This is a genomic window from Pseudomonas sp. GW821-FHT01E05 (genome assembly GCF_059422425.1).
Map to the genome: position 1 here is coordinate 195,035 of NZ_JBWKWW010000007.1, position 25,858 is coordinate 220,892.

Consider the following 25,858-nt stretch of genomic DNA (forward strand, 5'->3'; position numbering starts at 1 on the left):
AGGATCTATCCATGCATTGCGAAACCATTGTTCTTGGCGCCGGGATTGTCGGCGTCAGCACGGCGTTACATTTGCAGGCTCGCGGCCGCAAAGTGCTGCTGCTCGACCGCCAGCAACCGGGCAACGGTACCAGCCACGGCAACGCCGGGTTGATCGAGCGCGCCAGCGTGATCCCCTACGCGTTCCCGCGCCAGTTCTCGAAGTTGCTGCGCTACGGCCTCAACCAACAGTCCGACGTGCGCTACAGCCTGCGCCATCTGCCCAAGGCCGGCCCATGGTTGCTGCAGTACTGGCGCCATTCTGGCCCCAAAGGACTGGCCGCGGCCACCCGCGCCATGCTGCCGCTGGTGGAGCGCTGCGTCAGCGAACATGACCTGCTGGCGGAACCGGCAGGCATGACCGGACTGATTCAAGGCGACGGCTGGATCGAAGCCTTTCGCGATCCGGCCGCATTCGAAAAGGCCCAACAGGATGCCTTGGATCTGAGCGAGTACGGGTTGAACTATGTGGTCCTCGACCAACAGCAGATCCACCAGCGCGAATCCGGGCTGCATGCCGACATTATCGGGGGCCTGCACTGGCTGGACCCCAAGACCGTCAGCGATCCGGGCGGCCTGACCCGGGGTTACGCCGAGCTGTTCAAAAACCGCGGTGGAACCTTCGTCCTTGGCGACGCACTGACCCTGCGCCAAAACAACGGCCAATGGCAGGTGCAAAGCGACAAGGGCCTGATCACCGGCAACGAGGCAGTGATCGCCCTCGGCCCCCAGGCCCGAGATCTTTTCGAACCTCTGGGCTATCGCATTCCATTGGCGATCAAGCGCGGCTACCACATGCACTACGCGGCCAAGCCCGGCACGCATTTGCATCACCCTATTCTCGATCCGGTGGGCGGCTACGTGCTGGCGCCGATGGTGCGCGGCATTCGTTTGACCACCGGCATCGAGTTTGCCTACAGCGATGACCCGATCAATGAAATCCAGCTGCGCCGCTGCGAAGAGCATGCCCGGCACTTCTACCCGCTGGGCGAACGCCTCGATGCCCTACCCTGGCTCGGTCGCCGGCCGTGCCTGCCGGACATGTGCCCGGTGATTGGCCCGGCCAGTCGCCACCCGGGGCTGTGGTTCAACTTCGGCCACGCTCACCACGGCCTGACCCTGGGTCCGGTCAGCGGTCGCCTGCTGGCTGAAATGATGACCGGCAGCATGCCGTTTACCGACCCGGCGCCCTACAGCGCCGATCGCTTCCATTGATTGCTGGAGACCTGAGCATGCAAACCAGTACTGCCCTGCTGCAACCCCCTGTGTTCGCTGCCCCCGATACCCGCAAAGTCGTGGTCGATATCAGCGGGCTGGACAAGTTCTACGGCGCCTTCCATGTGCTGCACGGTATCGATTTGAAAGTCCGCGAAGGCGAACGCATCGTCCTCTGCGGACCATCCGGCTCCGGCAAGTCGACCTTGATCCGCTGCATCAACCGTCTGGAAATCGCCGAAAAAGGCAGCATCCTGATCGACAACACCGACCTGTCGCAGAACACCCGCCAAGCCGCCAAAGTGCGCAGCGAAGTAGGCATGGTGTTCCAGCACTTCAACCTGTTCCCGCACATGAGCGTCCTCGACAACTGCACCCTGGCGCCGATGTCGGTACGCAGCCTGTCGCGTAAAAAAGCCGAAGAACTGGCGCGCAACTACCTCAACAAAGTCGGCATCGAAAACCAGGCCGACAAATACCCCAGCCAACTCTCCGGCGGCCAGCAACAGCGCGTGGCCATCGCCCGGGCGCTGTGCATGGAACCGAAAATCATGCTGTTCGACGAGCCGACCTCAGCGCTGGACCCGGAAATGGTCAGTGAAGTCCTCGACGTCATGGTCAAACTCGCCGGCAGCGGCATGACCATGCTCTGCGTCACCCACGAAATGGGCTTCGCCCGGCAAGTAGCTGAAAGGGTGCTGTTTCTGGACGGCGGAAAAATCATCGAGGATGCACCGCCGAATGACTTCTTTGGCGCGCCGAAGAGCGCACGGGCCAAAGCGTTTCTTGCGCAGATTGTGCATTGAGACGGGGCCGGGATCGGCTAATGCCGGTCAGTTAAGCGAACGCAGCCTTTGTAGGAGCAGCCGGTCGACGCTCGATTGCTCGCGATGACGTTAACGATGACGCGTGTTTGTTGGATAGACGCGTCGCCCTCAGGTCCATCGTCGGAACGCCGCCCGGAGCAAGCTCGCTCCTATACATTCCGAAGCCGCGATACAGCAATTGCTCAACGATGCAGGTTTTGGCACCGCTACACGATTTTTCAGCAGCCTGTTCTGGGGCGCCTGGATTACCTGCAAAGAGGGCTGAACAGTCCCATTGCCCCTCTGTGAGAAGAACGTGCGATGGCCCGCATAGGCCATCGACGCTTCCAGCGTTTCAAACCGATCAGAGTGTATTCGGCGACACGATGATCTTTACGTTGTGCTCCTTGTTGTTGACCAGTTCTTCAAAGCCCTGACTGACGATCTGTTCCAGGTTGATTCGCCCGGTCACCAGTGGCGTGATATCCAGCCGGCCATCGGCAATAAAAGCGATCACATCGGCAAATTCGCCGTTGTAGGCCAAGGCCCCCAACACCTGTTTCTCGGTGGCTACCAGCTCGAAGAAGTTGAACTCGCTCGGCTCTTCGAAGATGCCCACCAGCACACATTTGCCTGCCTTGCGGATCAGATCGATGGCCAGTTTGGCCGTGTGTTTGTTCCCGATACATTCGAAGCTGACGTCCGCGCCCAGGCCACCGGTCAGGCGCCGAACTTCGGCCAGTGCGTCGCATTGGTTGGGGTCCAGCACGTGGCTGGCGCCGACTTCCACTGCCTTGGCCTTTCGCGCACTGGACATTTCCAGGGCGATGACCTGGGCGGCTCCGGCCGCTTTGGCGCACATGATGGTGCACAGGCCGATGGTCCCGGCGCCGACCACCACCACGTTCTGACCCAACAGGCTGCCGGCTTTTTTCACCGCATGCATGCCTACCGCCAGCGGCTCGATCAGTGCGCCGGCTTCGGCGGGAAAGTTGGCCGGCAGTTTGTACAGCAGGTTGGCCGGGACGTTGACCAGCTCGGCGAAGGCACCGTTGTTCATCAACCCGGTGAAGGCCAGGTTCTCGCAAATGTTGTACAGCCCGTGGGTGCAGTAGTAGCAGGTGCCGCAATGCTGACAGGCATCGGCGGCCACTTGCTCACCGACCGTGAAGCCGTTTACATCGGCACCCATCCCGACAATCTCACCGCAGAACTCATGGCCGAGAATGCATTGGCCCTTGATCCCGGTCAGCGGGTGCGGTGCGTCTACCGGGATGAACACCGGCCCTGCAACGTATTCATGCAGGTCGGAGCCGCAGATGCCGCACCACTGCACGCGGATCTGCACCCAGCCGGCAGGTGGCGCGATGGGCAGCGGCACGTCTTCCACGCGGATATCGTTGCGGCCATGCCAGACGGCTGCGCGCATGCTGCGGGTTTGCTTGCTTGAAAGACTCATGGATCGTTTCTCCTTGAAATCGCTCAGTCCCGACTGCCGCGAAGGCAGCCGGGGACGCCGTCAGTGTTGTTGCACAAAGTCGAGAATCAGCCGGTTGACCTGCTCCGCCGCTTCCATTTGCACCATGTGCGCCTGGCCCGGGAGCAATTGGACCTGCGCTGACAAACCCTCGGTGTGCGCAACCGGAATGATCGCGTCATCGCTGCCCCAGATCAGCAGCACCGGTTGCGGTCCGTCTTGCACCACTGCACGCAGGTCGACCTGCTGTTGCCCTGCGGCGAACAGCGTCGAGGCTAGTTGGCGCAAGGCGCTATCGACACCTTCCAGTCGCTTGTACTTGAGCATGTCTTCGAGCATCTGACGGTTCACCAATTCTGCATTGGAGAACAATTGCACCAGTTGTGGCTTGAGCGCGTTGCGGTTGGTCGCGTCAATGAAGCCTTGCAGGTAATCGCCATTGATCTGCGCCCCCAGACCAGCGCTGCCGATCAGGGTCAGCGAGCGCACCCGCTGTGCTGCAAGCCGCGCAGTGTTCAAGGACACCGCCCCGCCCATGGAATGCCCGACCAGATGCACGGCCTTAATGTCCAGATGATCAAGTAACGCCAGTACCACCTCACTCAATTCATCAAGGTCACCGCGCAATAGCGTCTTGCCCGACTCGCCGTGGCCCGGCAGATCCAGTGCGATCACCCGTCTCCCGGCGGCTAGCGCTTCGTGGTTGAACATCCAGTTGTTCAGATCGCCGCCGAAGCCATGTATCAATAGCAGCGGCGTGCCGCCGTCTCCGCGCTCGAAATAGCGAATGATGCGCCCGTCCAGCTCGATCTTTTGCGGTGCTGGCCCGCTGTCTTCATCACCAGCATCTCCCGGCACGAAGCTGGCCTGGAACTGCTCGACCACCGCGTCGATTTCTTCCTCACTGGCTTCTCCCTCGACGATGATGCCGAGCAAGGCACCGACCGAGAGGGTTTCGTCCTGACGCGCAATGGTGCGTCGCAATACCCCGGAAAACGGCGCTTCGACACTGCTGGAAATTTTGTCGGTTTCCACATCGAGCACTTCATCGCCCTTGACGATGGCATCGCCCTGCTCCTTGAGCCAGACGTCGACCCGCCCTTCAGTCATCGACAGCCCCCACTTGGGCATGGTCAGGGTGTGGATCTGGCTCATGGGCGCGTCCTCCACTCGATGAGCTTGAGCACCGCGGCTTCGATCTTCGCCGCGTCAGGGATGTACAGGTCCTCCAGGGCGTCGGAGAACGGCACCGGAGTATGCGGCGCGGTGACCATTTCGGTCGGTGCCCGCAAGGCCGAAAAGGCTTTTTGCGCCACCAGTGCGCAAATGTCGGTGGCCATCGAACAGCGCGGGTTGGCTTCGTCGATCACCACCAGGCGTCCGGTCTTTTCCACGCTTTCAAGGATGCTGTCCTCATCCAGCGGGCTGGTGGTGCGCAGGTCGATCACCTCGCAGTCGATACCGCGCCCCGCCAGACTGCGGGCCGCGTCCATCGCCAGATTGACCGTGCGGCCGTAGGAAACCAGGGTTACGTCCTTGCCATCGCGAAGGACGTTGGCCTCGCCAAAAGGAATCGCATAGAGCTCTTCCGGCACCTCGCCTTGCATGCTGTAGAGCATCTTGTGCTCACAGAAAATCACCGGATCGTTGTCGCGAATCGCCTGGATCAACAAACCTTTGGCGTCATAGGGTGACGACGGGCAGACCACTTTCAAGCCGGGGATGTGGGTCCACAGAGAGGTGAGCATTTGCGAGTGCTGAGCGGCCGCCCGCAGGCCGGCGCCGACCATAGTGCGGATGACCAGCGGCGTAGAGGCCTTGCCGCCGAACATATAGCGGAATTTCGCCGCCTGATTGAGGATCTGGTCCAGGCAACAGCCGGCAAAGTCGACGAACATTAACTCGCATACCGGCCGCACACCGCAGGTCGCAGCGCCGACAGCAGCACCGACATAGCCCAGTTCGGACAAGGGAGTGTCCAGTACCCGTCCGGGAAATTGGTGGTAAAGCCCTTTGGTGACCCCGAGCACACCACCCCAGGCGTCGTTTTCACCGGGGGCACCGGCGCCACCCGCCACGTCCTCGCCCATGATGAATACACTGGGGTCGCGGCGCATTTCCTGGGCCAGAGCTTCATTGATTGCCTGTTGATAGCTGATTTTTCTCGCCATGATGAAGGTCTCGATTCTTGTTATTGGGGGCGTTCAGGGATAGGAGACGTAAACGTCGGTGAGCAGGTCGGCCGCCGTCGGTTTGGGATCGGATTTGGCCTTGCGCACCGCGTTTTCGATCAGCCGCTCGACCTCATCGTCGATCTGGTCCAGTTGGCTGGCATCGACCAGCCCGGCCCGAGTGGTGCGCTCGCGAAATTGCATCAGGCAGTCGTTATGCTCGCGAAAATGCTTCACTTCGTCAGGGGCCCGATAGGTCTGGGCATCGCCCTCGAAATGGCCGTAGTAGCGAGTCAATTTGACCTCGATCAGCGACGGACCCTCGCCGGCGCGGGCACGTTCGACGGCGGCGCCGGCGGCTTCTTGAACGGCGAAGAAGTCGAAACCGTCCACCGTGACCCCAGGCATGCCGAACCCGGCGGCACGGTCGGCAATGTGATCGCAGGCCACTGACCAGTTGGACGCCGTGGCCTCGGCATAACCGTTGTTCTCGGCAATGAACAGGCATGGCAGATTCCACACCGAAGCCATGTTCATCGCTTCGAACACCGCGCCTTCGTTAGAGCCGCCGTCACCGAAAAACACCACCGCCACGCTGTCGGTGCCCTTGAGTCTGGCCGCCAGCGCCGCGCCGACTACCAGGGGTGCTCCGGCACCAACGATACCGTTGGCGCCGAGCATGCCTTTCTCGAAATCGGCAATATGCATGGAGCCGCCCTTGCCTTGGCAGACCCCGGTTTTCTTGCCGTAGATCTCGGCCATCATCCCGTCCACATCGACGCCTTTGGCGATGCAATGACCGTGGCCACGGTGGTTTGAGGCGATGCAATCGTCATCGCCAAGATGGGCCATGACCCCGGCAGCGGAGGCTTCTTCGCCAGCGTAGAGGTGGACAAAACCGGGAATCTCGCCGGTGGCGAACTCCACGTGCAGGCGCTCTTCGAAAGCGCGGATGGTGCGCATCACCTTGTAGGCATGCAGCAATTGATCAGCGGACAGGTGTGTCGACATTTTTATTCTCCAGGGTTGTCTCGAGTCGAAAGATTCATGGGGTGTTGCGGGTGTTCACGGCCGATGGACAGCAGTCGGCGTTGCGCCGCGTAGGCCAGTGCGGCGGTTACATCGATGCTCAGCGGGCCGCAGGCATCGAGGGTGACGGTGGGCCGGTCATGGGCGTTGAACTCGATTTCCCGTTCGCCATCCAGGGCCAGGGTGCCGCTGGGCAACGACAGGCAATGGGCGACGCCCGGCTCCAGGCTGCCGGCGGCGAGTACCCCGCAGCCTTGCAACAGACCAGGCGCCAGCGGTACCAGCAACGCCTCGCAAGATTGCGGATCAAGACGCATCCAGGCTCCGCCCGGGGCCTGGCGGGACACCGGAAACCACAAGCCGCACAGCGCCGAAAGCCCGATGGCCTGGGGCTCGGCGAAAGTCACGAAAACCTCCGCCAGGTCCGCTGCGCGGCTGATCGCCCGAGCGCCGATAAACGGCAACGACGACACTGCAACGTCCACCAATGCCCATTCGCACACACCTCGGGTGGGCTCGCGGACTAACAGGCGTTTATTGCGTCGCAGGGCAATCTCGGGAGGAATCCGCCCGCTGGCGAAAAGCCCGCCAGCCAGACCGGCACTGGTGGCTTCGCGCAATTCGGGAAAGGCGTTGTTAGTGCCGGTGGACAGGGTCAGCAACGGGATATCGCCAATCTCGGCCGCCACCGCTTTGTGGGTACCGTCGCCGCCCAGGACGGCAATCAGCGACACGCCGCGCTCGGCCATCAAACGCGCCGCCTTGCGGGTGTCTTCGACGCTCTGGCGCAGGGTGATATCGAGAAATTCCAGAGCTGGCCAATGACTGGCGCGTGCCTGTCGGCCCTGGCTGTTCTTCAGCACTGCCGCGGCGATGCCGGTCATGTCGGTGGGGATCAGCACCTGCTCGACGCCAGTAGCACCGAATGCAGCTAGCAGACGCTGAATCACTGAGACCTTGTCGGTGCTGGAAAACAGCCCGGCATTGGCGGTCAACCGCCGCAGGTCTCGACCCGACGCCGGATTGGCAATGATCCCCACCGTCAATGGCGCACGGCTCATGGCGTAACCCGGACAGTCGAACAGCCAGGTCGGGAGCAGCCCAGGGAAACGGATCGGCAGTGGGACATAAAGGAACCTCTCGTTATTGTTATGGTTGCCTGGGCTAGAGCAAGGCCGATGCCATAACGCTGTAAGTCGCTGAAAACGCCCGAACTAGAGAGGTTCATGAAGAATATGGGAGCACCCGGGGCACGCTGTTTCTGAGACGCGGCATGTCAGGTTGCGCGCAAGGAAAGCGAGACGCTGAGACGTTGCGTCTCACCTCGATCGGTCGGCGTCCTGTCGCTTGTCTGAAGGCTATGAACAGCGCTTAATGGCCGCACAACTACAAAAAGCTGGAAACGGAGGCCCTATGCTTTCCGCACACTCTAAGGCCCATGTGGATTGCGTCAGTCGCGTACTGAAGAATGCCGCGCACTTGCCGCAAGTGCCGGTACCGAGCCTGATTCTCGATTCCTGGCGCCGCTCCATGGAGCAGCACCATCTCGACCCCGGCTCGTTGCAGGGGCCGCGTATTCTTTCGCAAAATGTGCTCAATGAATGCCGCGAGCGCTCCGAACTGTTCCTGCGTATCGCCAGCGAAGAAGTTGCCCGCCTCCATGGCCGGGTACGCGACGCTGACTACTGCGTGCTGCTTACCGACGCACAGGGCCAGACCATCGACTATCGGGTCGAGGCGGCAATTCGCAATGACTGCCGCAAGGCCGGGTTGTATCTGGGCACCTGCTGGTCGGAAGGCGAAGAAGGCACCTGCGGAGTAGCTGCGGTACTCACCGCCAAGGCGCCGGTCACGGTCCACAAACGTGATCATTTCCGCGCAGCGTTCATCGGTCTGACCTGCTCTGCCGCGCCGGTCTTCGACCCACAGGGCGAGTTGCTCGGGGTACTCGATGTGTCGGCCGTGCAGTCCCCCGATGACCGCCGTTCCCAGCACCTGATCCGGCAAATGGTGGTGCAGAGCGCCCGGGAAATCGAACACGCATTTTTCATGAACAGCGTCCAGGGTTACTGGGTGCTGCGTGCCCACAGCACCCCCGGTTATGTTGATAGCCAGCCCGACTTCCTGTTCGCCTGGGATGAGGACGGCAGCCTCAAGGCGCTGAACCCGGCGGCACGCCAGTTTTTGCTGCAGCGCTATGGTCAGCTCCCCGAGCATATCGGCCAGGTATTCGACCAGCAGATCCTCCATCAAGCGACGGACGAGTCCCTTTGCCTGCTGCGCAATCACGGCGGGCAGAGTGAACTGCATGCACGCTTGAGCGCCCCTCGCCGTCCTGCCAAAAGGTCCTCGCGGGTTGAAATCGCCGCCACGGAACTTGACCCGCGTATCGCCGAAAGCCTGCGCCTGGCGGTACGAGTCAAGGACCGTAACTTGCCGGTGCTGATTCAGGGGGAAACCGGATCCGGCAAGGAAGTGTTCGCCCGTCAACTGCACCAGGCGAGCAGCCGACGCGAGCGCCCTTTCATCGCGGTGAACTGTGCAGCGATCCCGGAGAGCCTGATCGAGAGTGAACTGTTCGGCTATGTTGCCGGGGCCTTCACCGGCGCATCGAGCAAAGGCCTGCAAGGCCTGCTGCAACAGGCCGATACCGGCACGCTGTTCCTCGACGAAATTGGTGACATGCCGCTGGCTTTGCAGACCCGGTTACTGCGGGTCCTGGCGGAGGGTGAAGTAGCGCCACTGGGCGCTTCTCGGTCCAGGGTCGTGGATATTCAGGTGATCTGTGCGACCCACCGTGACCTGGAAGGACTGGTCAGGAGCGGGGATTTTCGTGAAGATCTGTACTTTCGCCTCGGCGGAGCGCGCTTCCAGTTGCCGCCCTTGCGCGAACGCAGTGACCGTTTGGCGTTGATCAACCGCGTTCTCGCTGAGGAATCGGAGCTGTGCGGTGTGTCGGTGAAAATCAGCACCGCAGCGCTGGAGTGCCTGCTCGGCTATCGCTGGCCGGGCAATGTCCGTGAGCTGCGCCATGTCCTGCGCTACGCCTGCGCCGTGTGTGAGGCGCACGTCATCCAGTTGAGTCATTTGCCGGGGCAACTACAGGGTTCAGGGCTCGACGCCCTGCCCTCGACCGGCTGCAACGAAACCACCGATTGTCCAGAGCGTCAGGCGCTGCTCGATGCATTGGTCCGTCACCGCTGGAAACCGATAGCCGCCGCAAAAGCCTTGGGTATTTCCCGTGCGACGCTTTATCGACGGGTGCATCAGCACCGAATAGAGATGCCCGGAAGAAGCCCGGCTTGAATCGCGCCGGCCATGGCCAGGCTCTCCATCACCTGAGTGACCGCCCGAATGCGGTGATCGGCAGCCTCCAGTAACACATCGAGGGGAGCTTGAGTGTCGACAAACAGAGCCGGGATATCGCAATCGTTGCTGGTGAGGGCCATATAACGGTTGCAAGATTGATCTTCAAGACTGGCCCTATGCATCGTTCCCACGCTCCCGCGTGGGAATGCAGCCCGTGACGCTCTGCGTCACGGCCGAAGCGGACGCAGAGCGTCCAGTGAGGCATCCCCACGCAGAGCGTGGGAACGATCCCACTCCCCCACCCTAATCACCAAGTGGATTGATCTTCAAGACCGGCCCTATAAAGATCATCTTTCCACTCCTTACCCATCAACCTGTAAACATCCTCAAAGAATCTACGAGGATCAGAGGTGCCGGGCACAAGCCCCTCGCCACAGGTTTTGTGCCCGACGCTTATTCTTCTTGACTGACTGGGATCAGGGCTTGTCCTGAAACCTTGCCCTATAGCGCCCCGGACTTTCCCCCGTCCACTTCTTGAACGCCCGGTGGAACGCGCTGGGTTCTTGAAAGCCGATCTGCTCGGCAATTTCGGTGATGCTCGCCCGGCTCTGGCGCAGCTGTTCAAAAGCAACGCCGCGGCGCACTTCGTCCTTGATCTCCTGAAACGAACAGCCTTCGCGCTCCAGTTTTCGGCGAAAGGTACTGGGGCTCAGATGCTGTTCTATCGCGAAGGTCTGCAAGGTAGGCCACTGGCCGTAATGGCTGTTTCGCAGACGCTGATGGATCTGTGCCGCCAGGCCATGCTGGTTACGAAAGCGAATCACCAACCATTGCGGCGCACTGCGCAGAAACACTTTGAGTGATGCAAGATCCTGAACCACCGGCAGACGCAGGTAGCGACTGGCAAACTCGATTTCAGTGCGCTGCGCGCCGAAAGTCAGGTTGGCGCCCCAGAGCAATGGATCATCACTGAGCGACAAACGTTCATGGCGGAAATCCGCGCGATCGATGGGAATTCGCCGCCCACCCAGCCAGCACAGCAGACTGATCATCAACACCAGGAAGGTCTCTTCGCCGAAACGACTGACGTCGTTATTGTCCGATCGGGTCTGCAGGCTGATGACGGCGCGTTTGCCGCGCACACTCAAACTGCCGCGAAAGTCCCGCAGGAACAGCGCGAAGTTGGCCAGGCACTGGCGCATGGCCTTCTCCAGATTCGGCTCCTGAATCAATGCCCGGCAGATCAAGGCAAAACTGCCAGGCGGCATGCCGTGGGAGTCGAGCTTGAAGAACTCGTCGTTCAACTCGCGAATCTGGATCAACCACAACGCTGCAAAAGCACTGGCCGGCACCCGCGCCGTGGGCTGGTCCATCAGCGCCGGGTCGATTCCCGCCTGCTCGAGTACCGCCCGCAGGCGCTGCGGGTTCTCACGCAGTGCATGGAGCATTGCATGCATAAAGTAGACGGCAACCGAATCCTTTTCCCGCATTTGAACGTTTCTCTCTTCATCGCCTGAAAATGGCAAAAAACGCCAATGTCCTTGAACAGTTATGGCATAGGCCAGCGCCGCTGCGGACTCTAGACTCACATCCATACCAGGTACTGCAGCGCAGCCCCTGTGGGGGGCGTCTGAAGCCGGACGGCGCCCATGGTACGCCAGTCGCTGACTGCCAACGATTGCAACATTGATTCCAGGAGTCGATATGAACAATTCCGATATTTTCGTCGTCAGCGCGGTGCGCTCCGCCATTGGCAGTTTCGGCGGATCGCTGAAGGACGTGACCCCTATCCAGTTGGCAACCGACGTTTGCCGCGCGGCCATTGAGCGCTCGGGCCTGGCGCCCGAGCATATCGGCCATGCGGTGATGGGTCATGTGATCCCCACCGAAGCCCGCGACGCCTATATTTCCAGGGCGGTGGCAATGAATGCCGGCCTGTCGAAAGAAACCCCGGCGTTCAACGTCAACCGCCTGTGCGGCTCCGGTTTGCAAGCCATTGTCAGCGCCGCGCAAAGTTTGATGTTGGGCGATGCCGGGGCCGTGCTGGCCGGTGGCGTCGAGTCCATGAGCCGCGGTGCTTACCTGCTGCCGCAAGCGCGCTGGGGTGCACGAATGGGCGATGTGCAGGCTATCGATTACATGCTTGGGGTTCTGCAGGATCCCTTTGCCGGCTTCCATATGGGCATCACCGCGGAGAACATTGCCGAGCACTATGGCATCAGTCGCCAGATGCAGGATGAACTGGCCCTTGTCAGCCAACAACGTGCAGCCCGGGCCATTGCCGAAGGGCGTTTTGTCGAGCAGATCGTGCCGATTGAAGTGGCGACACGCAAAGGCACGGTGTCTTTCGCCATTGACGAGCATGTACGAGCAGATGTCAGTGCCGAGCAACTAAACGCTATGAAACCTGCATTCAAGAAAGATGGCAGCGTCACTGCAGGCAACGCCTCCGGGCTCAATGACGGTGCAGGCGCATTGATCATGGCCACCGAAGCCGTCGTTCGCGAGCAAGGCCTCAAGCCCATGGCCCGGCTGGTGGGTTACGCTCACGCCGGGGTTGAGCCGTCGATGATGGGCCTGGGGCCGATCCCCGCCACCCGACTGGTTCTCAAGCGTGCAGGCCTGACCGTCGCCGACCTTGATGTGATCGAATCGAACGAAGCGTTCGCAGCCCAAGCCTGTGCCGTGGCGCAGGAGTTGGGCTTCGATCCGCATAAGCTCAACCCGAACGGTTCGGGCATTTCCCTGGGCCATCCAGTCGGCGCCACCGGCGCGATTATCGCCACCAAAGCCATTTACGAGCTGCACCGCTGTCAGGGACGTTATGCCTTGGCGACCATGTGCATTGGCGGTGGCCAGGGCATCGCCGTGCTGTTCGAACGCGTTTGATTAAGGAAGTACCCGAACATGAATCTGCAAAACATCGGTGTGATCGGCGCTGGCACCATGGGCAACGGCATTGCGCAAATCTGTGCCCTTGCCGGCTTCAACGTGACGCTGCTGGATATCTCCGGGACCGCGTTGCAAAACGCTATGGCGACCGTGGGCAAGAATCTGGACCGGCAAATCGCCAAACAGCTCCTTTCCCGGGAGCAAAAGCTCGCGGCGCTGGACAACATCCAGACCAGCACGGACTACGCGACCCTGCAAAACGCTCAACTGGTGATCGAAGCCGCGACCGAAAACCTCGACCTGAAACTGCGGGTACTGCAACAGATCGCCGCGCAAGTCAGCGCCGACTGTGTGATTGCCTCGAACACGTCTTCGTTGTCTATTACTCAGCTCGCCGCCAGCGTGAGTCAGCCCGAACGGTTCATCGGCCTACACTTCTTCAATCCGGTGCCGATGATGGGGCTGATTGAAGTCATTCGTGGCTTGCAGACCAGCGATGCCACCCATGCCCTGGCGCTGGAGCTGGCGCAACGGCTGGGCAAGACCGCCATCACTGCCGGCAACCGTCCAGGCTTTGTGGTCAACCGGATTCTGGTGCCGATGATCAATGAAGCGATTCTGGTGTTTCAGGAGGGGCTGGCCAGCGCTGAAGACATCGATGCCGGCATGCGTCTTGGCTGCAATCAACCGATAGGCCCGCTGGCACTGGCCGACCTGATCGGGCTGGACACCTTGCTGGCGATTCTCGAAGCCTTCTACGACGGTTTCAACGACAGTAAATACCGTCCGGCGCCGCTGCTCAAAGAAATGGTCGCGGCCGGTTATCTGGGCCGCAAAAGCGGGCGCGGCTTCCATGCTTATGCCTGAGCGCTGCTCTCGCTTCGCGCAGCATCGAGACAAGGCGCTCGAGCTGTTCGCCAACAAGGGTTTCGGCCAGGTAGGGATGCGCGAGCTGGCGACCTATCTGGGGCTTGCGCCTGGCTCGCTTTACCATCATTACCCGAGCAAGCAGCATTTGCTGCTCGACCTGATCGAAGAGTTCTACGAGGAGCTGCTGGCTACCCTGAGACGAAACGAGAAAAAAGCCGGCCCTGGGCGCAACAGCTTGAAAGTGATCATCCGCGCGCACCTGAAACTGCATCGGGAGCTCCCTCGACACTTTCGCCTGGCCGAACGCGACAGTTGCTGCCTGAATGATGACCAGCAGCAGCGGGTCAGGCAGCTGCGCGAGCAATACGAACGCCAGTTGCTGGCGATGCTTGGCCATCGAACGCAGTTGACCGAACATGGACTGCTGGCCGCCGGACATGCCATTGCATCCTTGCTCAACAGCGCCCCGTCCTGGGTGGCACAGCACAGCCTCAATGATCGGGAGCGCGAAGAATTGATAGAGAACCTGGTGACCGGCGCAATAGAACGGCTGCTTGGCCCCTGCCCTCCGGGAGTGTCCTGTCTTCAGGCCGCGGTGGCTTGAGCCTGAGGGTGGGCAACAGAGACTAACCCGGCGACCTTTGTGGCGAGGGAGCTTCGGCTCCCTACCAACACTAGTGGCCTGTGTGGCTAGTTCGTTAGCTCAAATTCGGATGCCGGCGGCCCAGAGCCAAGGCGCTGTGACGAGTCATAGCCCGCTATGGCGAGGAACAGCAACGCAGGATATGGGCTGCTGGCGCCGAAGTTGACTAACAGAACTAGCCACACAGGCCACTAGACTCAACGCCGCGTGATAACCACCTCCAGATATTCACTCGGCACCACCAGCGACGCTTCGCCAGCCCGATTCATCGTGTCCAGCAATTTGCTCAGGTCACTTTCCAGCGCCATGGCCCCCTCAGCGGACAGCGCCGCGAAGGCCTTGTGGATCGGGCCGTACCAGGCGCGGAAAGTCTCAATGAAATGCGCGGCCGAGCGGTAGCGGAAGTTGAACATCCGCCGCGTCACGGTGACATTGTCAGCGCACTCAGCGAAAAGCGAATGCAGATGCGCTTCCGAGCCCCACAACGAAGGCGGTTGTGCGCCCGCTGGTGGTGGAAAATGCCGACCCAGCGTCGTGAACATCTGACCGACGAAACCTTCCGGGGTCCAGTTGGCAAGACCGATCCGTCCCCCCGGGCGACACACCCGCGCCAGCTCGGAGGCCGCCTTTGGCTGGTCGGGCGCGAACATTACGCCGAACGTCGACAGCACCACGTCGAAGCTCGCGTCCTCGAAGGGCAGTGCCTCGGCATCGGCCACCTGAAAGATCACCTCCAGGTTCTCTGCCCTGGCCCGGTCCTCGCCACGTTCGAGCAAAGCGGCCACGTAATCGGTCGAGGTCACCTTGCAACCTCGACGCGCTGCGGCGAGTGTGGCATTGCCATTGCCGGCCGCTACATCAAGCACGAGCTCATCGCAACGCAGGTCGCAGGCCTCCGCCAGCAGCTCCCCGACGATCTGTAAAGTTGTGCCGATCACGGCATAGTCGCCACTGGCCCACGCAATCATCTGACGGTTTTTCAGGGCGTTTAAATCAAGGGATGTGCTCATGGGAGCTGACTCTGTATGGGCTGGAATGCAGGCAGGGTACTGGAGGGCGATTACTCCGCCGTTGTCGGGCCAATGATGGAGGTGACTCGGGAAACGCTATTGGCAGGAAAACCGCCTTGTCTTGCGTGCTCCCTGACGAGTTCCTCGTTCGGTGCGATATACACGCAATAAATTTTCTCGCCCGTGACGTAACTATGCAGCCACTGTACTTGCGGCCCCATCTCGCGCAGGACCTTGCAGGACTTTTGTGCGATCGCTTTCAAGTCCCGTTCTGGCAGTGTTCCGGCTCCCGGAATTTCGCGCTCGATGACGAACTCAGGCATGGCAACCTCCACCTTGTGATTGATGACAGGGACGGCAGTGCTCCTGTTGGACAACTATCGCGCTCGGGCAGGTCGGCGTCCTGCCCGATCGTCGGCCAGGGCTGCCCGATCGTCCGGCGGTTTTGCGCCGCGCGGCGAGGCGCTCACAATCACAGACCCTGCAAGCACCGGAGCACAACAATGGACGCTTTGTCGCAAACCCTGCGCATGGTGATCTTCCACCTGATCACCGAAGGCGAATGCTATGTCGAACTCGGCAATGAGCCAGCACTGCGACATCTCGTGAGAAAGCCCAATATCGCCTAACCTGAATGCACCGTCGTGCAAGGGGGATCGTAACGTGAGCGTGCAGTTGAACCACACCATCGTCTGGTGCCGCGACAAGCAAAAATCTGCGACATTTCTCGTGGACATCCTGGGCCTGCCCAGCCCTGTCCCATTCGGTCCGATGCTGATTGTCCAGCTCGATAACGGTGTCTCGCTCGATTACTACGACAACGACGAGTTTTCTTCCCAGCACTATGCCTTCCTGATTGGTGAGGACGACTTTGACCCGGTTTTCGCCCGTATACAGAGTCGAGAACTCCCCTACTGGGCCGATCCCTGCAAGCTGCGCCCGGGCGAAATCAACCGGCTCGACGGTGGGCGAAGAGTGTATTTCGATGATCCGGACGGCCATCTGCTGGAAATTTTCACCCGGGATTAGCGTTGCGATGCCTGGTGAGGCGTAAGACGGTATCTACGGCCCTGGCGAACGACTGGTTTCCATCCGACGATGTTGCGCCAGGCTGTCATTCCAGACCTTGCGCATCAGGTCCTTAAGGATCAGCGCCTCGGCCCAGCGATCGGTGATGTCGCCTCCGTCGGCACCGGTGATGGCATAGGGTGGCGGGCCGAGTTCACAGGTGAAGGACAGGCTGGCGGGCCTGTTCGGGCGGGCCAGCCAATCCTCGATCCCATAGCGCCACCAACCCAGGAAACGCTCCAGCCAGGGTCGGTGCTGGGCGAAACTCAGGGGGACCTGGACCTGTTCACAACTGGCCACACGGCCATGGAAGCCCCAGCTGTGACGCAGGATGGTATGGATCTGTTCGTCGTCCTCGGCAGCGGCCGGTTCTGGCAGTTCGCGGCCCACGACATAGTGGGACAAGTCGGCCAGCAACTTGAGGTCGGGCATTTGCGCGAGAATGTCGAGGGTGAACAACAGGTCACTGGTGAGGCGGTAACGATGGGTTTCCAGGAGGATCGGAAAGTCCACCTGCTCGGCCAGACGCTGCCAGCCTTCAATCAGCTCGATCGCCTGCGTCAGCGTGCGCGGCCGGACATCGGCTTGTAGCGTGAGATGGTGGCATCCGTAGCGGGAGGCGACATCGATCGCCGCTGCCAGATCATCCACGGTGCGGGGGAACAGCTGACCTTCGATTTGCAGGCCTTGCGCCTTGGCGGCGGCACTCAGGCGTGCAGCCTGTGGCGCGAGCCAGAAATGGTCGGTGATCCCGTCGAAACCGGCGGCGGCGATCTTCTCCAGTTGCGCCTCAATGGAAAGATCGCAGTGGCCACGGTGATCTTGCATGGCCCACAAGGACTGAAACACCAGGAATTCGCGCATGTCAGTTCCTCAGCAGTTGTTTGAGCGATACATCGGCATCGGCTAAAGCGACCGCCGAGAGGGGGTTATGGTTAGCGATCAGCCGTTCGCACAACTTGATGTCCTTGGCGATGCTATTGCCCTGGCCCCAGCCGCAAGCCCCTAGCAGACGTTGTTCGGCATCGAGGTAGAACAACAGGAAACCGCCACCCGGGGTTGTCCGGCTCGCCGTCGGTTCGGTGTTTGCGATTACACCCACGGTTTGCAGCCCCCAGTCGTACTGATCGGACCAAAAGCCGGGAATGACGTCGTAGGGCTGCTCGCCGCCCAGCAGGTTCAGGGCGGCGTGACGGCCCTGGGTTTCGGCGTTGCGCCAGGTTTCCTGACGCTGGAACCCCCCTTGCGGGTGCAGACGAAACTCACAGACGTCGCCTGCCGCAAAGATGTCCGGCGCACTGGTGCGCAACTGCGCATCGACGCGAATGCCCTGACCGACCTCAAGCCCGGCAGCCACGGCCAACTCGGTGTTCGGTTGCATGCCGATACCCACCACGACCAGATCGCAGGGCAACAACTGGCCGTCGACCAGTTGCACCGCCTCGGCGCGAGTGGCGCCCAGCACCGTTTCGATGGCCACGTTCAGTCGGACATCCACGCCCTGACGGCGATGCAGTTCCAGCAGGACACTGGACAGGCGCTGCGGCAGGACGCGGCCCGCCAGGCGCGGCCCGGCTTCGAGCAAAGTCACCGTGCAACCCAGGGCACGGGCGGTCGCGGCGACTTCGAGTCCGATGAAGCCGCCACCGATGATCACCAATCGAGCGTCAGGCTGCAACAAAGCGCGCAGCGTCAGGGCTTCGTCATGGGTACGCAGATAAAGCACATTGAGCAGATGCTCGGGCACATAAGGCAGCAGCCGCGCCCTCCCCCCAGTCGCGAGCAGCAAACGGGCGTAATGTAACCAGCTGCCGTCGGCCAACTGCAGACGATGCTGCTGCGGATCCAGGCATTTCACCGGGTTGCCGGCCAGGTGTTCAATGTCCAGTTCGGCGAGCTGAGCGGTATCGCACAGGCTGCAGCCCGCCAGATCGACCGTGCCCTGCAACAACCCTTTGGACAGCGGCGGACGTTCATAGGGCGGGTGGGACTCGTCGCCTATCAGAATCAGGCGACCGCTATAACCTTCGCCGCGCAAGGTCAAGGCCGCGCGACCACCCGCATGCCCGGCACCCACGATAACCAGTGGATCGTTGTCAGGATTCATGGCACAGACTCCGTGCAGTTAAACCGTAATAGCGAGCAGGACACGACCCGCCTCGACCCGGACCTGATAGGTCTTGAGGTTGACGCACACCGGCGCGCCAAGGGCTTTGCCGGAGCGGTAGTCGAAACGCCCGTTGTGCTTGGGGCACTCGATGACATGCTCCATCACCAGGCCATCGGCCAGGTGGATGGATTCGTGGGTGCACAGGCCCGCCGTGGCGAAAAACTCGCTGTCGGCGGAGCGGTAGACGGCATAGGTGTGCTGGCCATGGTCGAAACGAATGACATCTTCTTCGTCGATATCGCCCACGGCACATACATCGATCCATTGATCGGTCATGGCGTTTTCTCTTGTAGTGGTACAGACAGGAAGGTGTCAGGCCGGCGTTACTTCAGGTTCTGCCTGGACGTTGGCGGCCGGCGCTGCGCGTTGTGGCAAGGGGCGACGGACGAAATAGGTCGGGTCTTTGCGCTGCTTCCAGATGGTCGGGATGATTTCCTTGAAGGCCTCTAACAGACTGGTGTAAGGCGGCGGGCAGTCGTGGCGGATCTCCTCGTGAAGCTGCGCCAGCGCGTGAAAAGGCACCATCGGATACATGTGATGCTCAAGGTGATAGTTCATGTTGAGGTACATAAAGCGCAGCACCGGGTTCATGTAAATCGTACGGCAGTTGCTGCGGTGATCGAGTACGTCCTCAGCCAGGCCGACATGCTGCGACAGGCCGAACAGGTAGGACAGCCAACCGCCATAGAGGGTCGGCAGACCAATAAACATCAGCGGCAACCAGCTCTGCAGATAAAGCGCAGTGCCCACGGTAAGCGAATAAATTGCTAGCCAGACGCGTGCGTCCCTCACCACCTTGGGCCACTCGGATTCGGGGATGAACGTCTGCTCTTCTTCACCCATCCGCCCTGTCGCATGCCGGCAGACTGACCCCATCGTCTTCAACGCGTAAGGCATTCTGAACAGGCTCAGCACCATATTTATCAGGCTTGGCGGACGTGGTTCGACGATCTCCGGATCGCGGCCGACGATAACGGTGTCGGTGTGGTGCCGTGCGTGGCTCCAGCGCCAGACTTGGGGTTCGAACATGAACATGAAGCTCGACAGCTGGTAGACCGCATCATTCATCCAGCGGGTTTTGAACGCTGTACCGTGACCCGCTTCGTGCCAACGGGCATTGGACGCCGTGCCGTAGAGCAGCCCGTAGACGAAGAAGAACGGAATGCAGGCCCAGGAGCCCCAGAAACAGTAACCGCCGAAGCCGGTCACGACCATCGCCAGCAGCCAGATCGCGGTATCAAGCAAGGCCGGGCCATCGCGGCGCTGCATCAATTCCTTCATGCGTTTACGAGAAATGGGGGATTGGTACCAGCTTGCCGATACCAGGCCTTTTTGCGCCGCTCTGGCGGCTTCGGGACCGGTCAATCGATAATCCCGAGGCACGGGTTTGTCGGGGTATTCAAAGGCTGCGTTTCGTTCAGGCATTTTATTGTTCTCCGCAAGCTTGATGGTTTCAGGCACTTGCCTGGATGCGCGATGGCATCGCTTGCGAAAATATAGAGAGCGCACAAATCACCCTCAAGCCCTTGAATACATTCCCTATCAAGCTATCATCCAGGCCCAGCAAGGCTTGATAGTTTTCTATCAAGGCGCTTCCGGGAGCCGCCATGAACAACAATAAACGCCCCACCATCGCCACGGTTGCTGAGCACGCGCGTTTAAGTGTCGCCACCGTGGATCGGGTGCTCAACGCCAGAGCTCCGGTCAGCCCGGCCACCGCCGAGCAGGTATTCCAGGCCGCCGAAGCGGTCGGTTATTTCGCCGCCAGGCTGATCGGTCAGCGGATCCGCGAACGTCGCCCCACCTACCGTTTCGGCATCCTGTTGCTCGGCACCGCCCAGGCGTTCTATGGCAACGTTGCCACCGCCATCACCGAGGTGGCGCAGCGTCAGGCCGGCGCCAACCTGAGCTGCCATTTCGAATACGTATTCGATCGCACACCCAGCGCCATCATTGCCCAGATCGAACAACTGGCGGTGCAGTGCGATGGCCTGGCGGTGGTCAGCTTCGCTCACCCGCTGATCAATGCAGCCATCGCTCAGATCAGAGAGGCGGGAGTTCCGGTGATCGCCCTGCTGTCCGACATCCATGAGGCGGCGGATGAGCCTTACGTCGGTCTGGATAATCATGAGGTCGGACGCACCATGGGCTGGCTGCTGGCTCACACCTGTGGTGCACGTAAAGGCAGCATCGGGGTGCTGCTCGGCGGCCACCGCTTTCTCGGCCATCAGGCGCGGGTCGAGGGGCTGCGCAGTTACCTGACGGAGCGCGCACCGGGGTTGCGGCTACTCGAAGCGGTGATCAACCTGGACAACTGTGACGTCACCGAAGAGGCGACGCTGGAACTGCTGGCGCGGCATGACGACTTGCGGGGTCTGTGCGTGGTCGGAGGGGGCGGTGACGGAATCATCAGTGCCCTGTCGCAGCTGCCGAAGCGGCCATCGCTGTGCTGTATCCTGCAGGAGTCGACCGAGCTGTCGCGACAAGCCCTGGATCAGGGATTGATCAGTCTGGTCATCGATTCCCAGCCGCGATTGCTGGCGACAGCGCTGGTCGACTTGCTGGTCGAGCTGCAGACCACGCCGGACTTCGATCCGATACGGCATCGGATCCATATTCCGCTGCAGATCGTGACCTCAGAGAACGCTCGACACTGACTTTGCATTTTCAATGGACGTGAACTCAGCCCGTCACGCAGGGATTGTAAGAAGGAGCTCCCGGTATGCTTTCGATAGAACTGCACCCCGCACAGCGCGATGAACTCGAATGCATCGAGAACCTGATGCAGTTCTACACCTACGATTTCAGCGAGTGGCTCCCGCTGAAATTCGGTAACCATGGCTTTTTCAACATCCAGCCAACACCCGACTACTGGAGAAAGCCATCGACGCACCCCTTCCTGATCAAGGTTGACGGGGAAATTGCCGGCTTTGTGACGATTGACGACGATGTCCGTTTTGACGATGTTCAGTACAACATCGGCTATTTTTTTGTCAGCCGCGGGTATCGAGGTCGAGGCGTCGGGAAGTTTGTCGTATCTGCGCTGCTCAACAAATTTCCCGGTCAATGGCAGATTTTTCACATCGACGCCAATCAGCCTGCACGGTCATTTTGGTCCAGGGTAATCCCCGCCCTCACCCAGGGTGAGTTCACTCGCCATCCGCTGTCGATCGATGGCCATGAGTGCACCCTGTTCAAGTTTCAGTTCAGTGCTGACCTTAAAGTGCCCCGCCAGCCCGGTTAGGTGCTTCACCGATCCGCGGTAGTGGCCAGAGTAGGATAAGATGGCTGCTTATCAGGCTCGCTGTGAGTAGCCCCGCATGACAGATAACAGTCGGAACACCACCCGTCTGATCAAGAAATACCCGAATCGCCGTCTGTATGACACGCACACCAGCAGTCATTTGACCCTTGCGGATATACGCCAGTTGGTCGTCGATAAAATCCCGTTCGAGGTAGTCGACGCCAAGACGGGCGAGGATCTGACCCGCAGTATTTTGCTGCAGGTCATTCTGGAAGCCGAAAGTGGCGGTCAACCGATCTTCTCCATTGAGATGCTCATGGGGATTATCCAGTTCTACGGTCCTTACCAGGGCGTTCTCGGCAGCTACCTGGATAAAAGCATTCAGACGGTCATCGACATCCAGTCCCAGACCGGCGCTCAGTCCTCTGAAGCCTGGGGCGAGTTCATGCACCAGCAAGCGCCGGTCATGCAGGACTTGATGCGCCAGTATGTCGAGCAGTCAAAAGCCCTCTACATGAACACTCAGAACCTCTTCGGTCTGTTCGGCGGCACGCCACAAGGCAAGCCAGGCGCCGGTGGCGGGCCGAAAAAAAATGGCGATGGGGAATAAACCCATCGCCATCAGTGTAACCATTCTAATGTGACTTACTTGTTACCGCTTGTTGCCTTGCCCTCTGGCGCGGCTTTCCCGGTTGCGGCAGTTGCGGCAGTCGCTGCATCGAAAGTGCTCTGGGCAACGTCAGCAGCCTGTTTTACAGCTTTCTGTGCGTTTTCAAATACGGTGCCGGCATTGGCCAGCGACGACTTCAATGCAGCCACAACAGGCTCGGAGCCAGCCGGCGCATTCTTGCTGATCACTTCAACGAACTCTTGCACCTGCTTGGTGCCCGCCTCGACCTGACGCGTGGTCAGTTTGGCGATTTCCGACTGGGTGCCAACAATCAGCGCTTGTACTTGACGATTGAACTCAGCCAGGCGTTCGGCTTGCACATTTGGCTGGATGAAAGAAGCCTGGAGCTCAGCGAACCCTTGTGGATCACGGACTGCCAGCAGTTTGCGAAAACCGTCGAACTGCTCCTCGGTGGAGGCTTGCAGAGTCTTGATCTGCAATTGGGTGAGCTGTTCAACGCTGGCGAAGATTTTGCCGCTGATTTGCTGCAGGAGGTCTAGGTTGGCTTTCTGAGCGTCTTGCAATTTTTCCAAGTTAAAAAAAGACATGCTTGAATCTCCTGATTCTGAAAGGCCGACATGGGCCTGAGGGCGCGATAGCGATCCTGCCGGTCATCGCGTTAGCCTTGATATTGCAGTGCACAAATTCGTTTGGCAATGATTTTTTGTGCGCCGCACAAAAATATTTCACCTCCCGCCACTATTCGCTATAGACTCCTGAAAGGCGAACGGCCAGCCAAGCTCTCTTTAATGATGAGATGCCGGCAAGCTACTTCTCATGCATAAAGCCAGGAGATCACCATGGGACAGGAAGATATTATTGCATCGCAATATGACAAACTCTCCTCTCAACGCGGCCTGTTCGAACACCTGAGTCATCTGCAGCGCCTCAATACCCTGAATGTCCTTGATGCTTTGCGCCAGCGCCAGGAAAAAACCCTCGCCCCTCTGAAGCGGGGCGAACTCAGACAACCCACGCCCTCTGACTGGCAGGAATACTTCATCGACCTCGCTCAACGTAGCCTGCTGTTCTGGGACACCCTGCGCCAGCGCGGCGACAATACGCTGGCCCATGAACGCGCCGGGTATCCGCTGCTGCTCAAGTTCGATCATGAAATCCTGATCGCAGGCGCCGATCTCCCGCGCCCGGTCAACTATTCACTGTTGCGAATCCTCCCCGGGCCAGAGCAAAGGATCTACAGCAAAGGCCAGCCGGTGATCATCATCGACCCGCGCGGCGGCCATGGCTCAGGAATCGGCGGCTTCAAACAGGATTCGGTATTAGGCGAAAGCCTCAGAGCCGGCCACCCCACCTATTTCATCTCTTTCAGTCACTCACCACAGCCTGGGCAAACCCTGGCCGATATCGTCGAAGCCCAGGCCCGGTTCATCGAAGTCGTCAGCGCCCTTCACCCGGCCAATAGCAAGCCGATCATAATCGGCAACTGCCAGGCCGGCTGGGCCTTGATGGGATTGGCGGCAACACGACCGGAATTGCCGGGATTGATCATTATTAATGGTGCCCCCTTGTCGTACTGGGCCGGTGTCAATGGACGCAATCCGATGCGCTATACCGGTGGCCTGCTGGGTGGCGGCTGGATGGCTCGCCTGGGCAGCGACTTGGGCAATGACCGTTTCGACGGTACCTGGCTGGTCAGCAATTTCGAAAACCTGGACCCGGCCAACACCTATTGGGGCAAGTATTATCAGCTGTTCAGCCAGGTCGATAGCGAGGCTGAACGCTTTCTCGACTTCGAACGCTGGTGGGGCAGCCCGACCCTGCTCAATGGCGAAGAAATCGAAATGATTGTCGATGACCTTTTCATCGGCAACCAGTTGTCCGGCGGCCTCGGCCGCAAGAGCTCCGGCATTGATCTGAAACGGATCGAAGTTCCGGTGGTGGTGTTCTGCTCCTACGGAGACAACATCACCCCTCCACAACAGGCATTGAACTGGATCGCCGATGTCTATCCCAGCGATCTCGCATTGCATGACGCAGGACGTACCATCGTCTACCTGCGGCACGCCAGCATCGGCCATTTGGGCATTTTTGTTTCCGGCAAGGTGGCGCGGCGTGAACACCGTGGGTTGCTCGGTGCGGTCGAAGCCATCAATGCGCTGCCGGCAGGGCTATACGAAATGCTGATCGACGATCTGCCGGCCACCTCAGGCAGCGGTGACGTGCAATACCGCGTGCGTTTCGAATCAAGGCGAATCGCCGATATCCATGATGACGTCGAGCCGGCCCGTGATGACGATCGCGAATTCTCTCTGGTGGAGCGTGCGTCTGACATCAACAGCACGTTTTACGACGGGTTCATACGTCCGTGGCTACGTCAGATAGTCAACGAGCCCGTTGCCGAACTGATGCGCAGGACACACCCCTTCCATCAGCAGCAAGTGCTATGGAGCAGCCTGAATCCGGCACTGTGGTGGGTAGCCGGGACCGTTTCCCAAGTGAGCAGCGATCGTCGTCCCGCACGCCAGGACAACCCTTTGCTGGCCTGGCAGGAGCTGTTCTCCAACCAGATACAAGACGCCCTGAATACTTATCGCGATGTGCGTGACGCCACCCAGGAGCTGTGTTTCTACGGCATTTACGGCGCACTGAGCGTCCTCACCAGCAACGAGCCTGTGCGAAATCTCCAGGCACATGCTGATCAGCAGGACCAGGCCCTGATCGAACGCCTGCAGGATGCGCTGCCCCATGGCGGCCCCTTGGAAGCTTTGGTGCGGATTCTGTTTTTACTGGGCCGCGACAGCGACAAGGCGGGCAAGGAAAGCATCGAGAAATTGATTCAGCAGGTGCATCGGCTGGTCCAGGACTACAGCAATGAGCCCGCTGCCCTGCGCGAAGCCATCCGATTGCAGAACCTGCTGGTTTTTGCCCACCCGCAAGAAAGCTTGCGCAGCCTGCCCTTGCTACTCCCGGACACCAAGGCACGCCAACAGGTCCTCGCAGCCGTTGGGCAATTGATGCCCGAACTGCTGACAATTACTGGAGCTGAAGGCAAATTCTGGCGTGAACTGCACGCGCTACTCGAAGTCCCCCTGCCAGGTTTTAGCCTGACCCAACCGCCCGGTGAAACAGATCCCATTCAGAAGGAGCCCCCTGCGGAGCCATCCCCGCTTGCGGCAGTGCTGCCGCCGGAGATCACACCGACGCCCGCCCCCGCCATTGAAGTTAAAGCTCCAAAGCGCAAGGCGAGCAAAAGGACAAAAGGTCCAAAGCCTGAATGAACGCCTC

25 protein-coding genes and 2 pseudogenes are annotated in these 25,858 nt (G+C 60.2%); 13 read left to right on the forward strand and 14 right to left on the reverse strand.

The window, feature by feature from the left end; all coding sequences use genetic code 11:
* The first annotated feature begins 11 nt into the window (after nt 1-11).
* From AC07W5_RS17485 to AC07W5_RS17495, 3 genes and pseudogenes are all read left to right on the forward strand, one after another.
* Nucleotides 12-1,253 carry an NAD(P)/FAD-dependent oxidoreductase gene (locus AC07W5_RS17485; protein ID WP_495023940.1) on the forward strand — a complete coding sequence of 414 codons (1,242 nt, stop codon included), beginning with the start codon at nt 12-14 and terminating at the stop codon, nt 1,251-1,253.
* Nucleotides 1,254-1,270: 17 nt separating this feature from the next.
* Nucleotides 1,271-2,059 (forward strand): amino acid ABC transporter ATP-binding protein, encoded by a 789-nt coding sequence (locus tag AC07W5_RS17490; RefSeq protein WP_495023941.1) that lies wholly within the window; start codon nt 1,271-1,273, stop codon nt 2,057-2,059.
* Between the two features lie 169 nt (nt 2,060-2,228).
* A pseudogene (locus tag AC07W5_RS17495) lies at nt 2,229-2,345 on the forward strand (SAM-dependent methyltransferase); the annotation flags it as partial.
* Between the two features lie 78 nt (nt 2,346-2,423).
* On the opposite strand, the gene AC07W5_RS17500 reads toward AC07W5_RS17495, so the two are convergent.
* From AC07W5_RS17500 to AC07W5_RS17520, 5 genes are all read right to left on the reverse strand, one after another.
* Nucleotides 2,424-3,488 (reverse strand): 2,3-butanediol dehydrogenase, encoded by a 1,065-nt coding sequence (locus tag AC07W5_RS17500; RefSeq protein ID WP_495010925.1) that lies wholly within the window; start codon nt 3,486-3,488, stop codon nt 2,424-2,426.
* Between the two features lie 90 nt (nt 3,489-3,578).
* Nucleotides 3,579-4,691 (reverse strand): acetoin dehydrogenase dihydrolipoyllysine-residue acetyltransferase subunit, encoded by a 1,113-nt coding sequence (locus AC07W5_RS17505; protein ID WP_495010768.1) that lies wholly within the window; start codon nt 4,689-4,691, stop codon nt 3,579-3,581.
* Nucleotides 4,688-5,707 carry an alpha-ketoacid dehydrogenase subunit beta gene (locus AC07W5_RS17510; protein WP_494992786.1) on the reverse strand — a complete coding sequence of 340 codons (1,020 nt, stop codon included), beginning with the start codon at nt 5,705-5,707 and terminating at the stop codon, nt 4,688-4,690. Before AC07W5_RS17510 ends, AC07W5_RS17505 begins: the two co-directional genes overlap by 4 nt.
* Before the next feature lie 33 nt (nt 5,708-5,740).
* Entirely contained in the window at nt 5,741-6,718 is a 978-nt protein-coding gene (locus tag AC07W5_RS17515; protein ID WP_494992785.1) for a thiamine pyrophosphate-dependent dehydrogenase E1 component subunit alpha, read from the reverse strand.
* Nucleotides 6,719-6,720: 2 nt separating this feature from the next.
* Nucleotides 6,721-7,797 (reverse strand): ATP-NAD kinase family protein, encoded by a 1,077-nt coding sequence (locus AC07W5_RS17520; RefSeq protein ID WP_495023942.1) that lies wholly within the window; start codon nt 7,795-7,797, stop codon nt 6,721-6,723.
* Between the two features lie 352 nt (nt 7,798-8,149).
* Between AC07W5_RS17520 and AC07W5_RS17525 the strand changes: the two genes are divergently transcribed.
* Entirely contained in the window at nt 8,150-10,042 is a 1,893-nt protein-coding gene (locus AC07W5_RS17525) for a sigma-54-dependent Fis family transcriptional regulator (RefSeq protein WP_495023943.1), read from the forward strand.
* Here AC07W5_RS17525 and AC07W5_RS17530 read toward each other — a convergent pair.
* A pseudogene (locus AC07W5_RS17530) lies at nt 10,039-10,227 on the reverse strand (hypothetical protein); the annotation flags it as partial. The gene AC07W5_RS17525 and the pseudogene AC07W5_RS17530 sit on opposite strands and share 4 nt — an antisense overlap.
* Nucleotides 10,228-10,521: 294 nt before the next feature.
* The gene (locus AC07W5_RS17535) at nt 10,522-11,535 is read right to left on the reverse strand and encodes an AraC family transcriptional regulator (RefSeq protein WP_494994952.1); all 1,014 of its coding nucleotides are present in this window, start codon (nt 11,533-11,535) and stop codon (nt 10,522-10,524) included.
* Nucleotides 11,536-11,749: 214 nt separating this feature from the next.
* Here AC07W5_RS17535 and AC07W5_RS17540 point away from each other — a divergent pair, with 214 nt between their 5' ends.
* The 3 genes from AC07W5_RS17540 to AC07W5_RS17550 are packed head-to-tail and all read left to right on the forward strand — an operon-like array spanning nt 11,750 to nt 14,411.
* Nucleotides 11,750-12,934, forward strand: a complete 1,185-nt coding sequence (locus tag AC07W5_RS17540) for an acetyl-CoA C-acyltransferase family protein (RefSeq protein ID WP_495023944.1) — start codon at nt 11,750-11,752, stop codon at nt 12,932-12,934.
* 18 nt (nt 12,935-12,952) lie between these two features.
* Nucleotides 12,953-13,804, forward strand: coding sequence for a 3-hydroxybutyryl-CoA dehydrogenase (locus AC07W5_RS17545; RefSeq protein WP_495023945.1), 852 nt, complete (start codon nt 12,953-12,955; stop codon nt 13,802-13,804).
* Nucleotides 13,791-14,411 carry a TetR/AcrR family transcriptional regulator gene (locus AC07W5_RS17550; protein WP_495023946.1) on the forward strand — a complete coding sequence of 207 codons (621 nt, stop codon included), beginning with the start codon at nt 13,791-13,793 and terminating at the stop codon, nt 14,409-14,411. The genes AC07W5_RS17545 and AC07W5_RS17550 overlap by 14 nt, the downstream gene beginning before the upstream one ends.
* A gap of 236 nt (nt 14,412-14,647) precedes the next feature.
* Here the strand turns inward: AC07W5_RS17550 and AC07W5_RS17555 are convergent, their stop codons facing one another.
* Together AC07W5_RS17555 and AC07W5_RS17560 are read right to left on the reverse strand one after the other, a co-directional pair.
* Nucleotides 14,648-15,460 carry a class I SAM-dependent methyltransferase gene (locus AC07W5_RS17555; RefSeq protein ID WP_495023947.1) on the reverse strand — a complete coding sequence of 271 codons (813 nt, stop codon included), beginning with the start codon at nt 15,458-15,460 and terminating at the stop codon, nt 14,648-14,650.
* A gap of 50 nt (nt 15,461-15,510) precedes the next feature.
* A complete protein-coding gene (locus AC07W5_RS17560) occupies nt 15,511-15,783 on the reverse strand; it encodes a DUF4242 domain-containing protein (protein WP_495010775.1) in 273 nt (90 codons plus the stop codon).
* Nucleotides 15,784-15,963: 180 nt separating this feature from the next.
* On the opposite strand from AC07W5_RS17560, the gene AC07W5_RS17565 reads away from it, so the two are divergent.
* Together AC07W5_RS17565 and AC07W5_RS17570 are read left to right on the forward strand one after the other, a co-directional pair.
* Nucleotides 15,964-16,089 carry a hypothetical protein gene (locus tag AC07W5_RS17565; RefSeq protein WP_495023948.1) on the forward strand — a complete coding sequence of 42 codons (126 nt, stop codon included), beginning with the start codon at nt 15,964-15,966 and terminating at the stop codon, nt 16,087-16,089.
* A 34-nt stretch (nt 16,090-16,123) separates the two neighbouring features.
* Nucleotides 16,124-16,489 (forward strand): VOC family protein, encoded by a 366-nt coding sequence (locus tag AC07W5_RS17570; protein WP_495010777.1) that lies wholly within the window; start codon nt 16,124-16,126, stop codon nt 16,487-16,489.
* A gap of 33 nt (nt 16,490-16,522) precedes the next feature.
* Here AC07W5_RS17570 and AC07W5_RS17575 read toward each other — a convergent pair whose 3' ends face one another.
* Genes AC07W5_RS17575 through AC07W5_RS17590 form a run of 4 tightly spaced genes read right to left on the reverse strand, consistent with a single transcriptional unit; the run spans nt 16,523 to nt 20,123 of the window.
* Nucleotides 16,523-17,392: a sugar phosphate isomerase/epimerase family protein gene (locus AC07W5_RS17575; RefSeq protein WP_495023949.1), complete on the reverse strand. Its 870-nt coding sequence runs from the start codon at nt 17,390-17,392 to the stop codon at nt 16,523-16,525.
* Between the two features lies 1 nt (nt 17,393).
* A complete protein-coding gene (locus tag AC07W5_RS17580) occupies nt 17,394-18,635 on the reverse strand; it encodes an NAD(P)/FAD-dependent oxidoreductase (protein ID WP_495023950.1) in 1,242 nt (413 codons plus the stop codon).
* Nucleotides 18,636-18,653: 18 nt separating this feature from the next.
* Nucleotides 18,654-18,974: a MocE family 2Fe-2S type ferredoxin gene (locus tag AC07W5_RS17585; RefSeq protein ID WP_494994942.1), complete on the reverse strand. Its 321-nt coding sequence runs from the start codon at nt 18,972-18,974 to the stop codon at nt 18,654-18,656.
* Between the two features lie 36 nt (nt 18,975-19,010).
* Nucleotides 19,011-20,123, reverse strand: coding sequence for a fatty acid desaturase family protein (locus tag AC07W5_RS17590; RefSeq protein WP_495023951.1), 1,113 nt, complete (start codon nt 20,121-20,123; stop codon nt 19,011-19,013).
* Between the two features lie 182 nt (nt 20,124-20,305).
* Here AC07W5_RS17590 and AC07W5_RS17595 point away from each other — a divergent pair, with 182 nt between their 5' ends.
* The 3 genes from AC07W5_RS17595 (at nt 20,306) to phaR (ending at nt 22,552) form a co-directional block, all read left to right on the forward strand.
* Nucleotides 20,306-21,355, forward strand: a complete 1,050-nt coding sequence (locus AC07W5_RS17595; protein WP_495023952.1) for a LacI family DNA-binding transcriptional regulator — start codon at nt 20,306-20,308, stop codon at nt 21,353-21,355.
* 65 nt (nt 21,356-21,420) lie between these two features.
* On the forward strand, nt 21,421-21,942 hold the full coding sequence (locus AC07W5_RS17600) for a GNAT family N-acetyltransferase (RefSeq protein ID WP_495023953.1): 522 nt from the start codon (nt 21,421-21,423) through the stop codon (nt 21,940-21,942).
* Between the two features lie 76 nt (nt 21,943-22,018).
* The gene (gene phaR, locus AC07W5_RS17605; protein WP_494994938.1) at nt 22,019-22,552 is read left to right on the forward strand and encodes a polyhydroxyalkanoate synthesis repressor PhaR; all 534 of its coding nucleotides are present in this window, start codon (nt 22,019-22,021) and stop codon (nt 22,550-22,552) included.
* Between the two features lie 35 nt (nt 22,553-22,587).
* On the opposite strand, the gene phaP is transcribed toward phaR, so the two are convergent.
* Nucleotides 22,588-23,160 carry a TIGR01841 family phasin gene (phaP, locus tag AC07W5_RS17610; RefSeq protein WP_494994937.1) on the reverse strand — a complete coding sequence of 191 codons (573 nt, stop codon included), beginning with the start codon at nt 23,158-23,160 and terminating at the stop codon, nt 22,588-22,590.
* A 252-nt stretch (nt 23,161-23,412) separates the two neighbouring features.
* On the opposite strand from phaP, the gene AC07W5_RS17615 reads away from it, so the two are divergent.
* Complete coding sequence (locus AC07W5_RS17615) at nt 23,413-25,851, forward strand: DUF3141 domain-containing protein (RefSeq protein ID WP_495023954.1); 2,439 nt, start codon at nt 23,413-23,415, stop codon at nt 25,849-25,851.
* Nucleotides 25,852-25,858: the final 7 nt, after the last annotated feature.

What these genes read in the sequence shown, in the direction of transcription:
- AC07W5_RS17485 (WP_495023940.1), top strand. Translation starts at nt 12, where the DNA reads ATGCATTGCGAAACCATTGTTCTTGGCGCCGGGATTGTCGGCGTCAGC.
- AC07W5_RS17490 (WP_495023941.1), top strand. Translation starts at nt 1,271, where the DNA reads ATGCAAACCAGTACTGCCCTGCTGCAACCCCCTGTGTTCGCTGCCCCC.
- AC07W5_RS17500 (WP_495010925.1), bottom strand. Translation starts at nt 3,488, where the DNA reads ATGCGCGCAGCCGTCTGGCATGGCCGCAACGATATCCGCGTGGAAGAC.
- AC07W5_RS17505 (WP_495010768.1), bottom strand. Translation starts at nt 4,691, where the DNA reads ATGAGCCAGATCCACACCCTGACCATGCCCAAGTGGGGGCTGTCGATG.
- AC07W5_RS17510 (WP_494992786.1), bottom strand. Translation starts at nt 5,707, where the DNA reads ATGGCGAGAAAAATCAGCTATCAACAGGCAATCAATGAAGCTCTGGCC.
- AC07W5_RS17515 (WP_494992785.1), bottom strand. Translation starts at nt 6,718, where the DNA reads ATGTCGACACACCTGTCCGCTGATCAATTGCTGCATGCCTACAAGGTG.
- AC07W5_RS17520 (WP_495023942.1), bottom strand. Translation starts at nt 7,797, where the DNA reads ATGAGCCGTGCGCCATTGACGGTGGGGATCATTGCCAATCCGGCGTCG.
- AC07W5_RS17525 (WP_495023943.1), top strand. Translation starts at nt 8,150, where the DNA reads ATGCTTTCCGCACACTCTAAGGCCCATGTGGATTGCGTCAGTCGCGTA.
- AC07W5_RS17535 (WP_494994952.1), bottom strand. Translation starts at nt 11,535, where the DNA reads ATGCGGGAAAAGGATTCGGTTGCCGTCTACTTTATGCATGCAATGCTC.
- AC07W5_RS17540 (WP_495023944.1), top strand. Translation starts at nt 11,750, where the DNA reads ATGAACAATTCCGATATTTTCGTCGTCAGCGCGGTGCGCTCCGCCATT.
- AC07W5_RS17545 (WP_495023945.1), top strand. Translation starts at nt 12,953, where the DNA reads ATGAATCTGCAAAACATCGGTGTGATCGGCGCTGGCACCATGGGCAAC.
- AC07W5_RS17550 (WP_495023946.1), top strand. Translation starts at nt 13,791, where the DNA reads ATGCTTATGCCTGAGCGCTGCTCTCGCTTCGCGCAGCATCGAGACAAG.
- AC07W5_RS17555 (WP_495023947.1), bottom strand. Translation starts at nt 15,460, where the DNA reads ATGAGCACATCCCTTGATTTAAACGCCCTGAAAAACCGTCAGATGATT.
- AC07W5_RS17560 (WP_495010775.1), bottom strand. Translation starts at nt 15,783, where the DNA reads ATGCCTGAGTTCGTCATCGAGCGCGAAATTCCGGGAGCCGGAACACTG.
- AC07W5_RS17565 (WP_495023948.1), top strand. Translation starts at nt 15,964, where the DNA reads ATGGACGCTTTGTCGCAAACCCTGCGCATGGTGATCTTCCACCTGATC.
- AC07W5_RS17575 (WP_495023949.1), bottom strand. Translation starts at nt 17,392, where the DNA reads ATGCGCGAATTCCTGGTGTTTCAGTCCTTGTGGGCCATGCAAGATCAC.
- AC07W5_RS17580 (WP_495023950.1), bottom strand. Translation starts at nt 18,635, where the DNA reads ATGAATCCTGACAACGATCCACTGGTTATCGTGGGTGCCGGGCATGCG.
- AC07W5_RS17585 (WP_494994942.1), bottom strand. Translation starts at nt 18,974, where the DNA reads ATGACCGATCAATGGATCGATGTATGTGCCGTGGGCGATATCGACGAA.
- AC07W5_RS17590 (WP_495023951.1), bottom strand. Translation starts at nt 20,123, where the DNA reads ATGCCTGAACGAAACGCAGCCTTTGAATACCCCGACAAACCCGTGCCT.
- AC07W5_RS17595 (WP_495023952.1), top strand. Translation starts at nt 20,306, where the DNA reads ATGAACAACAATAAACGCCCCACCATCGCCACGGTTGCTGAGCACGCG.
- AC07W5_RS17600 (WP_495023953.1), top strand. Translation starts at nt 21,421, where the DNA reads ATGCTTTCGATAGAACTGCACCCCGCACAGCGCGATGAACTCGAATGC.
- phaR (WP_494994938.1), top strand. Translation starts at nt 22,019, where the DNA reads ATGACAGATAACAGTCGGAACACCACCCGTCTGATCAAGAAATACCCG.
- phaP (WP_494994937.1), bottom strand. Translation starts at nt 23,160, where the DNA reads ATGTCTTTTTTTAACTTGGAAAAATTGCAAGACGCTCAGAAAGCCAAC.
- AC07W5_RS17615 (WP_495023954.1), top strand. Translation starts at nt 23,413, where the DNA reads ATGGGACAGGAAGATATTATTGCATCGCAATATGACAAACTCTCCTCT.